The sequence below is a fragment of the Shewanella sp. SACH genome, from assembly GCF_001887095.2.
GTDB classification, from domain to species: Bacteria; Pseudomonadota; Gammaproteobacteria; order Enterobacterales; family Shewanellaceae; genus Shewanella; species Shewanella baltica.
The window spans coordinates 24,803-37,936 of record NZ_MPDG02000008.1 but is presented as its reverse complement, the minus strand read 5'-3'; the positions used below and the strand labels follow the sequence as shown (position 1 = coordinate 37,936).

General features: G+C 46.4%; 11 protein-coding genes. 6 read left to right on the top strand and 5 right to left on the bottom strand.

Annotated features, from left to right (window positions below; translation table 11 throughout):
• The first annotated feature begins 69 nt into the window (after positions 1–69).
• The 4 genes from ilvD (at position 70) to BM607_RS19880 (ending at position 5,203) form a co-directional block, all read left to right on the top strand.
• Complete coding sequence (gene ilvD, locus BM607_RS19895) at positions 70–1,944, top strand: dihydroxy-acid dehydratase (RefSeq protein ID WP_006083458.1); 1,875 nt, start codon at positions 70–72, stop codon at positions 1,942–1,944.
• Position 1,945: 1 nt separating this feature from the next.
• Positions 1,946–3,541, top strand: coding sequence for a threonine ammonia-lyase, biosynthetic (ilvA, locus tag BM607_RS19890; RefSeq protein ID WP_012090431.1), 1,596 nt, complete (start codon positions 1,946–1,948; stop codon positions 3,539–3,541).
• Positions 3,542–3,807: 266 nt separating this feature from the next.
• Complete coding sequence (locus BM607_RS19885; protein ID WP_071940610.1) at positions 3,808–4,941, top strand: alanine--glyoxylate aminotransferase family protein; 1,134 nt, start codon at positions 3,808–3,810, stop codon at positions 4,939–4,941.
• Position 4,942: 1 nt separating this feature from the next.
• Positions 4,943–5,203: a hypothetical protein gene (locus BM607_RS19880; RefSeq protein WP_071940609.1), complete on the top strand. Its 261-nt coding sequence runs from the start codon at positions 4,943–4,945 to the stop codon at positions 5,201–5,203.
• A 58-nt stretch (positions 5,204–5,261) separates the two neighbouring features.
• Here the strand turns inward: BM607_RS19880 and BM607_RS22265 are convergent, their stop codons facing one another.
• Both BM607_RS22265 and BM607_RS19875 read right to left on the bottom strand, forming a co-directional pair.
• Complete coding sequence (locus BM607_RS22265; protein WP_012090428.1) at positions 5,262–5,390, bottom strand: hypothetical protein; 129 nt, start codon at positions 5,388–5,390, stop codon at positions 5,262–5,264.
• Positions 5,391–5,490: 100 nt separating this feature from the next.
• Positions 5,491–7,248 carry a retron Ec67 family RNA-directed DNA polymerase/endonuclease gene (locus BM607_RS19875; RefSeq protein ID WP_071940608.1) on the bottom strand — a complete coding sequence of 586 codons (1,758 nt, stop codon included), beginning with the start codon at positions 7,246–7,248 and terminating at the stop codon, positions 5,491–5,493.
• 745 nt (positions 7,249–7,993) lie between these two features.
• On the opposite strand from BM607_RS19875, the gene BM607_RS19870 reads away from it, so the two are divergent.
• Positions 7,994–8,857, top strand: coding sequence for a Tim44-like domain-containing protein (locus BM607_RS19870; RefSeq protein WP_071940607.1), 864 nt, complete (start codon positions 7,994–7,996; stop codon positions 8,855–8,857).
• Positions 8,858–9,092: 235 nt separating this feature from the next.
• On the opposite strand, the gene BM607_RS19865 is transcribed toward BM607_RS19870, so the two are convergent.
• Positions 9,093–10,457: a sodium-dependent transporter gene (locus BM607_RS19865; protein ID WP_071940606.1), complete on the bottom strand. Its 1,365-nt coding sequence runs from the start codon at positions 10,455–10,457 to the stop codon at positions 9,093–9,095.
• Positions 10,458–10,825: 368 nt separating this feature from the next.
• On the bottom strand, positions 10,826–11,326 hold the full coding sequence (locus BM607_RS19860) for an Lrp/AsnC family transcriptional regulator (RefSeq protein WP_006083449.1): 501 nt from the start codon (positions 11,324–11,326) through the stop codon (positions 10,826–10,828).
• Between the two features lie 192 nt (positions 11,327–11,518).
• On the opposite strand from BM607_RS19860, the gene BM607_RS19855 reads away from it, so the two are divergent.
• Positions 11,519–12,244, top strand: a complete 726-nt coding sequence (locus tag BM607_RS19855) for a transporter substrate-binding domain-containing protein (protein WP_012588746.1) — start codon at positions 11,519–11,521, stop codon at positions 12,242–12,244.
• A 53-nt stretch (positions 12,245–12,297) separates the two neighbouring features.
• On the opposite strand, the gene BM607_RS19850 is transcribed toward BM607_RS19855, so the two are convergent.
• Positions 12,298–13,080 carry a phosphatase PAP2 family protein gene (locus tag BM607_RS19850; protein WP_071940659.1) on the bottom strand — a complete coding sequence of 261 codons (783 nt, stop codon included), beginning with the start codon at positions 13,078–13,080 and terminating at the stop codon, positions 12,298–12,300.
• Positions 13,081–13,134 lie beyond the last annotated feature (54 nt).

Genomic DNA, 13,134 nt, shown 5'->3' with positions numbered 1-13,134 from the left:
GCGGTAAGTGCAGCATTCGCCATGTGAATTAAGAATACGATTTTCGATTTGAGATAAAGGATACAGTCAATGCCAAAGTTACGATCAGCTACCAGTACCGAAGGCCGCAATATGGCGGGTGCACGTGCGTTATGGCGCGCCACAGGGGTGAAAGACAATGATTTTGGTAAGCCAATTATCGCCATTGCTAACTCCTTTACTCAATTTGTACCGGGCCACGTGCACTTAAAAGACATGGGCTCACTCGTCGCGAGCGCCATTGAAGAAGCGGGCGGTATCGCAAAAGAATTCAATACGATTGCCGTCGATGACGGTATCGCCATGGGCCACGGCGGCATGCTCTATAGTCTGCCATCGCGTGAGCTTATCGCCGACAGTGTGGAATACATGGTTAACGCCCACTGCGCCGATGCCTTAGTGTGTATCTCCAACTGCGACAAGATCACCCCCGGCATGTTGATGGCGGCGCTGCGCCTCAATATTCCCGTCGTATTTGTGTCTGGTGGACCGATGGAAGCAGGCAAAACTAAGCTGTCGGATAAGCTCATTAAGCTCGACTTAGTCGATGCTATGGTGGCGGGCGCCGACTCGAATGTGAGCGATGAAGACAGTGCCAAAATCGAGCGTAGCGCGTGCCCAACCTGCGGCTCTTGCTCGGGCATGTTTACCGCCAACTCAATGAACTGTTTAACCGAAGCCCTAGGGTTATCGCTGCCGGGTAACGGTTCTATGCTGGCAACCCACGCCGATCGCCGTGAGCTGTTTTTAGAAGCGGGTCGCCGCGTGATGGCGCTGGCAAAACGTTATTATCATCAAGATGATGAATCGGCATTACCACGTAATATCGCCAACTTTAACGCCTTCGAAAATGCCATGACCTTAGATATCGCCATGGGCGGTTCATCTAACACTGTATTACATTTATTAGCCGCTGCTCAGGAAGCCGATGTTGATTTTACCATGGCGGATATCGACCGTATGTCGCGCCTTGTGCCGCACCTTTGTAAGGTTGCGCCATCGACGCCTAAATACCATATGGAAGACGTGCACCGTGCGGGCGGCGTGATGGGGATTTTGGGCGAGCTCGACAGAGCCGGATTACTGCATACCGATGTGTTCCATGTGGCGGCCGATAATGACGGCACGCCGGGCAGCGGGACGTTAAAATCGGTATTGGCCCAGTACGATGTGATGCAGACGCAAGATGAAAAAGTAAAACACTTCTTTATGGCGGGACCTGCGGGCATTCCGACCACTAAAGCCTTTAGCCAAGATTGTCGCTGGCCGTCACTGGATAACGACAGACAAGAAGGTTGTATCCGTAGCCGCGAGTTTGCTTTCAGCCAAGAGGGCGGGCTTGCCGTATTGTCGGGCAACGTGGCCGAGAACGGTTGTATCGTTAAAACGGCGGGCGTGGATGAATCGAATCTGACCTTCGTCGGCTCGGCGCGCGTCTATGAAAGCCAAGATGATGCCGTGGCGGGTATCTTAGGTGGCGAAGTGGTGGCGGGTGATGTGGTTGTTATCCGTTACGAAGGCCCGAAAGGCGGCCCGGGTATGCAAGAAATGTTGTATCCAACCAGTTACTTAAAATCACGTGGCTTAGGCAAAGCCTGTGCGCTGATCACCGACGGTCGTTTCTCCGGTGGCACTTCAGGCTTATCGATTGGCCACGTTTCACCCGAAGCGGCAGCGGGCGGCACAATCGCCTTGATTGAAAATGGCGATCGCATCGAAATTGATATACCCAAGCGCAGCATCAAGTTGGCAGTAAGTGATGTTGAACTCAATGCTCGCCGCGAAAAAATGCACAGTCTTGGCCCAATGGCGTGGAAACCTATCGGTCGCCAACGTTATGTATCACTCGCGCTTAAGGCCTACGCCATGCTCGCCACCAGTGCCGACAAGGGCGCTGTGCGCGATCGCAGTAAACTGGAGGACTAATATGTTGCCACTTGCATCGCAAGCTCGGACGGATTTAGCACATTTTCAGTTGGCACAAAGCTATCTGCAAAAAATCCTGTTGTCGTCTGTGTATGACATAGCGAAAGTGACGCCGCTTTCAAGCATGAACAAGTTATCGGCGCGTTTAGGTTGTCAGGTATTTTTGAAGCGCGAAGATATGCAGCCAGTGCATTCCTTCAAGTTACGCGGTGCCTATAACCGTATCGCCCAGCTGACGAAAGAAGAATGTCAGCGCGGCGTGGTGTGCGCTTCGGCAGGCAATCATGCTCAGGGTGTGGCAATGTCGGCGGCGAGTCGCGGCGTGGATGCTGTGATTGTGATGCCTGAGACGACGCCCGATATCAAAGTCGATGCGGTGCGCCGTTTAGGTGGCAACGTGGTATTGCATGGCCAAGCTTTTGATCAAGCCAATGGCTATGCGATGGCGATGGCCAAAGAAGAGGGCCGAGTCTATATCGCGCCCTTTGATGATGAAGCGGTGATCGCAGGCCAAGGCACTATCGCCCAAGAGATGTTGCAGCAGCAGCGCGATCTCGAAGTGGTATTTGTGCCCGTGGGCGGTGGCGGTTTAATTGCGGGTATCGCAGCCTATTACAAGGCGGTGATGCCGCAGGTGAAAATTGTCGGCGTCGAGCCAGAAGATGCCGCCTGTTTAAAGGCTGCGATGGAAGCGGGCGAACCTGTGACACTGGCGCAAGTTGGTTTATTTGCTGATGGTGTGGCGGTGAAACGTATCGGTACTGAGCCGTTTCGAGTCGCAAAACTGTATGTCGATGAAGTGGTCACTGTGACCTCGGATGAAATCTGCGCTGCGGTGAAAGATATCTTCGAAGATACCCGTGCGATTGCTGAACCCGCTGGGGCTTTGTCCTTGGCTGGGCTTAAAAAATATGTCAGCGCCAATGCCAGTGGCGACAGCGGTAAAGGCGAGAAAGTTGCCGCGATTTTGAGTGGCGCGAATGTGAATTTTCACAGTTTGCGTTATGTGTCTGAACGCTGCGAACTCGGCGAGCAAAAAGAAGCGGTACTGGCGGTGAAAGTCCCTGAACGTCCGGGAAGTTTCTTAAAATTCTGTGAGTTACTCGATAAGCGGGTGATGACAGAGTTTAATTATCGTTTCAGTAGTCGCGATCTGGCCGTGGTGTTTGCTGGCATTCGCTTAAGCCGAGGCCAAGGCGAACTTGAACAAATCATCGCTACCTTAGAGGCTAACGATTTTGAAGTGCAGGATTTATCCGGCGATGAAACCGCGAAATTGCATGTGCGCTACATGGTCGGCGGTCATCCACCTGAACCTTTAGAAGAGCGTTTGTTTAGCTTCGAGTTCCCCGAACATCCCGGCGCGTTGCTGAAGTTTTTAACTACCTTGCAGAGCAAATGGAACATTAGTCTGTTCCATTATCGCAACCACGGCGCGGCCTTTGGCCGAGTGCTGGCGGGGTTTGAAGTGCCCGCGAGTGATGCCTTGCCGTTCCAACAGTTTTTAACTGAGTTGGGTTTTGTCTATCAAGAGGAAACCCAAAGTCCTGCCTATCAGCTGTTTTTAAATGCGGGTAACGGCAACAAAGTCTTATAGCGTTTGCGGTGAAGCAAATAGCTTAGATCGACGCGATGACATGTTAGGCAAAGTTAGGCACAAGTTAAGTCAAAGTTAGGCTAAAGGAGGGGCGCACATGCGCCCTTTTTTGTGGTAGTTTTGTAGACTTAATACTCTAGCCGCCGATTAATACGTCACAGTTAAGTTACTGACTTAACCCGTTAACGATTAACTGGCTGTTTCTTAAAACAGAACGGCTAACGAATAACAACGAGACCTCGACCTGCACGCATTAAGGAGACATGATGTTACCAGCACCGCGTTTTACCGCTTTTAATCCTCCTCGCCGTATTTTGATGGGCCCAGGCCCGTCGGATGTTTATCCCGAAGTGCTTGCGGCGCAGTCCAGACCGACAATTGGCCACTTAGATCCGCTATTTGTCGGCATGATGGATGAGCTTAAGAGCCTGATCCAATACGCCTTCCAAACTAAAAACGAAATGACCATGGCAGTCTCTGCGCCGGGCAGTGCGGGCATGGAAACCTGTTTCGTAAACTTAGTCGAGCCGGGTGAGAAGGTGATTGTCTGTCGTAACGGTGTGTTTGGTGAGCGTATGCGCCAAAACGTCGAGCGCGTGGGCGCCATTGCTGTGCTGGTGGACAATGAGTGGGGCGCACCTGTCGACCCTGCTGCGGTGGAAGCGGCGCTGAAAGCCAATCCCGATGCCAAGTTTTTAGCCTTTGTGCACGCCGAAACCTCTACTGGTGCTTTGTCCGATGCCAAAACCTTGTGCGCATTAGCCAAACAATACGGTTGCTTATCAATCGTCGATGCCGTGACTTCCCTTGGTGGCGTCGAGTTAAGAGTCGATGAATGGGGCATAGATGCCATTTATTCCGGCAGTCAAAAGTGCCTCTCCTGTGTACCAGGTCTATCACCTGTGTCTTTCTCGAGCGCAGCGGTAGATAAACTCAAGAATCGCAAGACCCCAGTGCAAAGTTGGTTCCTCGATCAAAGTCTAGTGATGGCCTATTGGACCAGCGCGGGCGGCAAACGCAGTTATCATCACACTGCGCCAGTGAACGCGCTTTATGCACTGCATGAATCCCTGCGTATTTTGGCGGCTGAAGGCTTAGAGAATGCGTGGCAACGCCATCACGAAATGCATTTAGTGCTGCGTGCTGGGCTGGAAAAGTTAGGGCTTAACTTTGTAGTGGCCGAAGATTATCGCCTACCGCAGCTGAATACGGTTTATATCCCCGCAGGTGTGGATGATGCCGCAGTGCGGACTCGTTTACTGAAGGATTACAACCTCGAAATCGGCGCAGGCCTTGGTGCCCTTGCGGGTAAAGCATGGCGCATCGGTCTGATGGGCTTTGGTGCCCGCCGTGAGAATGTTTCTTTATGCCTCAAGGCATTAGAAGAAGTGTTGAACTAATATGCCAAGATTACGCTTTGCCCTTTGCGGCCTAATGATCGCTCTGCTCAGTGCCTGTTCGGTGAACAATACCAGCAATGCGTCCTGTGATTTTGTGCGCGGAACTAACAATAACCAAAGCATGCGTGAGGCGAGCGGCCACGATACGGGCAGCGCCGATGAGCGACAAAAAGATGTCAGTATTGGCTTCTTGAGTGTCATCTTCGGCGGCATAAGCCGAGCACTTTCTTCCGATAAGTCATCGGATGGGAAATGCGTGTAACGCTGTGAGTGTTAGTTGTCTTTGAAATATTGAAAATCCCCGTAATGCGGGGATTTTTTTATTTTGTTAATAAAGTCACTTTTGGCAGCAGGTGATATTGATTAAGCACTGTCATTCCAGTGACACGCCATGAACTCATCCCTGAGGGCTCGACGGCGGCATCCATACCGCCAACGGTCACTTCCATGACAGTGCTTAATCCAGTTAAGCCCGTGGTATGCCTGATAGTCTGTTGTTTACAAATAGGGCATTTCAAAAATTTAAAAATAGGAGGTTCTTTAAAATTTTTAAATTTTATTGTAGTTGGAGATAACCTTTTCCAGCCTATAAAATAATGGTCTAAAACCTTCAAAGTTAATTTTTTTTCTATTTAATTTCACAACATCATTAGCAAAAATGTTTTTGCCATAAAATATATTTTTAGGCTCCTTTTTCTCTGTTGGGTCAAACTTTCTACCATTGACAACAGTTTCCCAAAGCTCTTTCTCGAAAAAATTTTCAATCATTGTGTCGTTTCCATCACTAAGGGGGGTAATGACAAGATATAGATTATGAACAACATGAACAAAGGTTGATGTTTTAACCGCATCACGAGTTGTAGACCCCTTCGTTTTTGGGGGTGAAAAAGTGCAGGTTTTAATCTTCTCTAATTCATTGATTATATCTTTCAATCCTTCATCATTATCAAGAATTATAATTACGGGGTGCTTAGGTTTGGGGGCTTTATATTGTATGTAATTTGAGTGGTAGTTTGCTATGAACATTGCCAAATATGATGTTCCTCCTGCTAACTCCAATAAGAATTTAGTTCTTTTTGTATAATTTAAAAATTTAATTTCAGTTTTGAAATCAGTAGTTTTAGTAGGCGGGGTTGCAAGTTTCTTAAAACTGCTAGACAATGCATGCAATGCAGATAACAAATAAACATTATCCGTTTTTCCTTCGCAAAGAATTGTAGGTTTATCAGAAGAATAAAAATTTTTATAAAATAAAAACTTGCTTAATATCTTTTCGCGCCCATTTAATAAAAGTTTTGTTCTAAAACCAAAGTTTCTATGAGTATAGTGGATACTTAAATTTTGAGGATAATTAACTCTATTGTAGTAATCGATAGAATCGATAAAATTCAATTGCCCTTCTAGCTCTAATAACGAACCTTCAATTTCTTGTCCATCTATTTCTTTCGTGAACCGCCCAGTGTTAAATAGTTTGTTACACATTGCTTTAGTTAACTGGCGATATTCTCGTTTAACCCCAACTTTTTTATTTACAATTAAACCAGTTACATCTTGTCTAGAATCTTTAAATTGAATTCTGGTCTTGCTATTATTAATGTTAAAACCAGATCTAGTTATCTCATGCAACAATCTTTGACTAGGTAAATACTCTCCGTCTTCAAAGTTCATGATTTGAATTGGGAATGTTGATTTTCTAGTTGAAAAAGTTATATCGTCAACATATCGGGTATATGTACAGGAGTATTTTTTTGCCAAAGATGCTAATCTAATATCTAACGAATGGGTTATCAAGTTTGTAATAACGGGGGAGCACGGGCTACCTTGAGGTAATTCATTATTAAAACAACAGATCTGAGCAATAGTTGTCGCAATTACCTCTTCAAGTAAAAAGCTATTGTTTTTAATGAAAAAGCCGCTAACTCGACCAAAATTGAAAGAACCAAAGAAATTTTCAAGATCGATATTAAGTACATTCTTCTTATTTTTATGCATCTCTGCATTAGTTATAATAGATCTCTCTCTGACAAAACCATGCGACAAAGAATTATTAACTCCATTGCGTTTATTTATATTGTCAATGCACTCTAGCAATAGGTTAGATAAATTTCGCTGCAATTGTTTTAATTTTTCATTGGGCGCACTGATTGATCTTTCTCCACCATTTTTTTTTGGTATTAAAAAAGATTTGTACCTTTGTTCAGGTATTGAATGGTAGAGCAAATGAGTAAAATGAGACGGGTTATAATTCAGTAAAATTGCTAAATCACGTCTAGTTTTGCAACTTTGCAATTTATCTATGGCATCCATAACCTATAAAACCTCATCACATTATTATGAAGGTAGCTTACGGGCACTCCTTCGCATAGTCAGAGACATTAGAAGTAATGTAACTATTCATAAGGCGAGTCTATCAGACATTTTTTTCACTGATTGCGATACGCAACCCAAAATCTGCCCGTAAGCTATAACCACGTTACATTAACATTATGATTTGTCAACGTATATTATAAAAAGATACGACAAGCATTTTCACGATGGCGGCTGTGTTAATGACTCTTTCAAAACAGTGTTTGCTGAGATGCTGCTTCGATCTTGGCATTTTTTTTCGGAGTTCTGGCGAATAGTGCGCACAATAGTTAACGAGATTGAGCACTGAAATTAACGAGCCACCCATTGTGAAATTTACAGAGTGTATGTTTGGTAGAGGGGGGGGCAGATTACTGTCGCGATTGGCAAGATTAAGCACTGGCATGGAAGTGACCGTCCGTGACAGGGATGTCACGGTCGAGCACACAGGGATGTGCTTGCTGCGTGTCACTGTAATGACAGTGCTTAATCATTTCTCACATTACATAGTCAGAACTGACGTGTCTTTTGTCGCATTCTTAGTCGAGTCATGTTGAACAATTAGGGATGAAGCCCCACGACTTTGATTTCGATTTAGAAGAGCAAACGAAGTTTGTAAGCCTAGGCCCCTCTTTTGATAGTTGACATATAATGTCATCCCGCTATGATGCCGACACCACAGGTTATACAAACAAAGATCTTATAAATGAAAAAGTTATTAATTATGTTTGCGATGATTTTTGCGGTTAGCTTGGTTGCTAGTCCAATTGCAGAAGCGAAAAAGTTCGGCGGTAGTAAGTCTATTGGCAAGAGTCATCAAACAGCGCCTGCTCAACCAGCGGCGACTAACACACCGACTACGGCACCAGCGGGAGCGCCGGGCAAGAAAGGTATGATGGGCGGCATGTTAGGCGGTTTATTAGCAGGTGGCTTATTGGCGGCGCTGTTTATGGGCGGTGGTTTTGAAAATATTCAAATCATGGATATTTTGATAATCGGTTTGCTGGCATTCGTACTATTCAAAATTGTCCGTACTGTGATGGCCTCAAAAGCGGGGGCGCAGCAAAGACCAGCCTACGCGGGAGCAGGCCAACCCAATCCGAATATGCAGCGCCAACAGGCTGAACAAACAGGTTTTGCCACCAATGCTAACAGTGGAAGCAATGGTTTTGGCCAAGCGACAAGCGCAGTTCCTTTCGATTTGCCAGCCGGTTTTGATTTACCCGGCTTTTTGGAAGGTGCTCGTAGCCACTACAAAACCTTGCAATTGGCGTGGAATGAAAACGACTTAAGCAAAATCCAAGAGTATGTTTCGATTGATCTTTACAATGAACTCAGCAACCAACGTCGCGAGTTAGTTGGCGAGCAGCACACTGAAGTGATGTTTTTGGATGCTGAACTTGTCCGCGCCACACACAATGCAAATCTTGCGGAAGTGAGTGTTAAATTTAGCGGCCGCTATCGCGATACCGTTGAAGGCGTAGAAGAGGACATTAAGGAAATCTGGCATTTAGAGCGTAACGTAACGCAAGCCAATTCACCTTGGTTGATCGTTGGGATCGAACAGTAACCTGCCCGTCTTCAAAAGCAGCCTTAATCTCTTAAGGCTGCTGTTTATATCCCCTTTCGTTCAAATCCTGCCTCCCTTAGCAGTTCAACGTTATTGATAGATTGAAGGATACAGCTGTCATCGCATTCACTATTGGCGGCAGCAAGCCTTGATGATTATTTAAAAAGTTAATTAGATCATCAATTGCTAAATAAAAAATCCCCGCACTTAGCGGGGATTTTTGCTTTTTAAAGGGTTACACAAATTGCCTGATGGCGATCGCGATGATCAGTACTGGGCACACATACTTCACGTACCTTGGCCAAATGCGCCAGAAGAGTCCTGTGGTATCGACATCATCTTGTCCACGAATCACCTTGAGTAATTGTGTTTGGCGCCAAATCCAACCTAAGTAAATCGCGATGCCAAGGGCGACCAGCGGCTGGGCGATTTGGGTGGTGAGCATAATAGTGAAGCTAAATAACGTCTCAAAAAATACCGCCAGTAATAGAGATAATGAGGTCAGTAATAGGCCGATGATCAAGGTGGCGCGCTTGCGGCTGAGTCCGAATTTTTGCATCACATAGCTAGTCGGGACTTCGGCGATGGAAATGGCTGAAGTCAGGCCGGCGATGATCAGCAGAATAAAGAACACCACGCTAATGATGAGATTAGCTGTGTCACCTAAGGTCGAAAATAAAGCGGGTAAGACAGTAAACACCAGCGCATCTGAGTCGAGTAATTTACCCTCGGCGTTAAAAATCTCCACGCCATTGTGCTGGGCCACATACATGGCTGGGATAATCAAGAAAGCGGCGAGAAAGGCGATGCCGCTATCGGTAAAGGCAACCCAGACGGTCAGTTTGGCAATATTCTCTTTTTGGCTCAAATAGCTGCCATAAACCATCATGGCACCTGTGCCTATGGTGAGGGAGAAGAAGGTTTGTCCGAGCGCGCTGATCAAGGTATCTGGCGCCAGTGCCTTGGCAAAGTTAGGCGTTAATAGTGCGGTAATGCCTTCGCTCGCACCATTAAGGGTGAAGATATACGCCACGCCCGCGATCAGCATGATCAACAATAACGGCATCAAGCGTTTCGACCATTTTTCTATGCCTTCTTGTACGCCTTGCAGCAATACCAGAAACACGAGTGTGCTGAAGATCAGCGTGAACACGAGATTGCGCGACAGCGAGAAATCCACTAACCAAGCTGCGGTGTCGTTCGAGCCCAAAGCTGTGGCAATCGGGGCGATGGCGTAGCTGACAAACCAGCCAGAAAGAATGCTGTAGAAGGTATAGATTAATCCCGCGGTGACGATGGAAATCAAACCTATCGCCTTGCCTAAACTGCGAGTTAGGGTGTTGAAGCCGAGTTTGCCCATGGCATCGGCGGGGTTGGTCTGTCCGTGGCGACCTATCATGAGTTCGGCCATTAACATGGGAATGCCTAGGATGAAAATCAGTACCAGGTAAACCAGCAAAAAGGCTCCGCCGCCATGGGTGGCCGCTTGGGTGGGGAATCCCCAAATGTTACCTACACCAACGGCGCTACCGGCTGCCGCCATGATAAAACCTAAGCGTGAGCTGAAGTGGTTAGTCGAACTTGTATTGGCCGATTGCATTGTGCCTCCCGTAAAAAGAAGGCGTATCTTAGGCGGATAAATAAGAAGTTCAACGCAATTTTAGTGCGTTAAAATGATGTTAATTGGCAATTTATATTCTCATTTAGCTGATATTTTGGTGTTATGTTTTTCTTGATGGCTTAATGCGAGACTATATTGCGAGTAGCGATGACTCGCGACCTCACTTTAGCGAATAATTGCGATGATAAAAATGCAATGAATTGTGATCTTATGGTCAAAAAATACCGTATGGCAGAAGCTTAGTGGGTATTTTGATGCTATGACTTTACTTGAGCCACGATTGTGACTGGATAAGTCTGAGTCATGTCGCAGCACTTTGTGCCTGAACGCCGTATCTTTTACATAGCCTATGGTTGAATGGTGATATGGCTTAAGGGAATGGCCGTGTGGTCCTTGACCTTTTTCAACACAAAGCTGGAATGCACACCTGCGATATGCACATTCGTCGTGAGTTTATCTAACAGGAAAGTGCGAAAGTGCGCCATATCTTGCACTAATACCTTAAGTTGGTAGTCGGCTTCAGAACCTGTGATCAGCGCGCATTCTTGGACTTCTTCGTAGGCCAGTACATTGGCTTCAAATTGATTGAGGATTGCTGGCGTGTGTTTTTCCATCCGCACATGAATATACGCAGTCAAATGCAGGTTGAACTTATCCGCCGACAGACGCGTTGCATAATCGGCAATATAACCCGCTTCTTCTAAGGCTTTAACACGGCGCGAGCAAGGGGACGGCGACAGGCCGACTTTATTGGCCAGTTCGAGGTTGGATAATCTGCCGTGGGTTTGCAGTAAACGCAAAATGGTTAAATCGAGTTGGTCGAGTTTGTATGGGTGAGTTTCTGTCATCGAAAGCTTAGGGTTAGCAGGGTCTGCCCCTAGTTTGCCAGTCTTAGCCAAGTTTGCCAAAAATCTTGAGTCAATCGGGATTTAAAAGTTGGGAGAGTGATCCCCCTTACTGACTGTGGGTGAGGGGCGCGCTGTCTGGATCTCCCACCATTTACCGCTATAGTTATAATACTAATAAGAGTGAGACACTGTATGCGCTTGAGTTTGCTGTTAATCTGCCTATTAATCTTACCGACGTATGCATTTCCTGCCTCGATAACCATTGGTAGTGCGTTAAATCGCCCACCCTATATTATCGAAGATGCCGAATCGGGACTTGAGATTGATATTATTAAGGCCGCCTTTAAGGAAATGGGCCAGTCAGTTAACTTTAAATTTTACTCTCGTAAGCGCCAAGTCTTATATTTCAACAAAGACAGATTAGATGCCGTGATGACCATGAATCCCGCAAATGGTGTAGATGGCTATTGGTCTAATGATTATGTCGACTATACCAATGTGGCGATTAGCTTGGCTGCGCAACACCTTGAAATAAAAAGTATTGCCGATCTAAAAAACTACAGTATTGCGGCCTTTGAAAATGCTCGCCTATTGCTCGGTGCTGAATTTAATGCCGTAGCGCAACAGACGATTTATCGCGAAGTTGATACTCAATTAAGCCAGAATCGTATGTTGTACTTAGGTCGGATTAATACCGTGATTGCCGACCGTTATATCTTTACCCAATTGAATCGGTTTGTTGAGCCCAATATCGACACCCAGCAAGCATTGAGCTATCACTTTATTTTCCCGCCGACATCCTATCGCATGGTATTCCACAACTCAGTGGCGCGGGATACTTTTAATCAAGGGCTGGCAAAAATTAAGGCCAATGGGATTTATCAGACCTTAGTGGTCAAATACTTAGGCAGTGCTTAGCAAGGCCTAAGTATTTGAGCGAAAGGCTGAATCGAGATGATCAACTACAGAGGTTAGCGTTCTGGCTCGTTCACGAGCGTTTGCGTGAGTGGGCGTATTTTACTGACTAAGAACACGCTCAAGCCGCTGATGAAGGCGGCTAAAAAGGTCGAAAACAACACATCTTGTGGCCAGTGCATCCCTAACAGCATGCGGCTCAATCCCATCAAAAATCCCCAACCCAATAATACCAATGCAACGCTAGGTAGGCCTGCGAGCAGCAGATAGTAACTGGCGGTGAGCACAAGTGTCACAGCAAAAATGGTATGCCCAGAAGGGAATGAGTAACCAATTTCATCTTCCCAATGCTGGTGAATGCGCGAGTCGAGTCTCATCTCAGGCTCCGTCACTTTTAAGCCATCGAGCGCAGTGGATATTGTCTTGGAGCGCCCTTGTTTATCCAATTGATAAAAGGCATCGAGTGAAAGCTGTTCGTCCGTAGGCAGTGCTTGCTTAGCCAAAAAGACCAGATTAGGTCTGGGCTCTTTAAAATAGGATTTGAGCGTATGGCTCACACTTAAGCTGATGACTTGGCTGAGACTAATGGCTAAAAACAAACTCATAAAGAGGGCTTTAGGCATAAGACGATAGGCGATAGCCAGCACAAACAACACAGTGGCCACGCCATAAGGCGCTGTGCCCGTCATGGTAATCCAATATAAGGTTCGGGCTAAGTGAGAATGCAGATCGATCAGTGGAAACAACTGATTTTGGGTCAGTAACAGTAAGCTTGGAATGCTTGCCAGCAATAACCAGGCTAAACCTAAACGGCGGAAAAGATAGGCGCTATGGGTCAAAATATAAGCCTCTTGATAAACGCCATAGGCTACAACGCGGCAATGGCTTTGCCA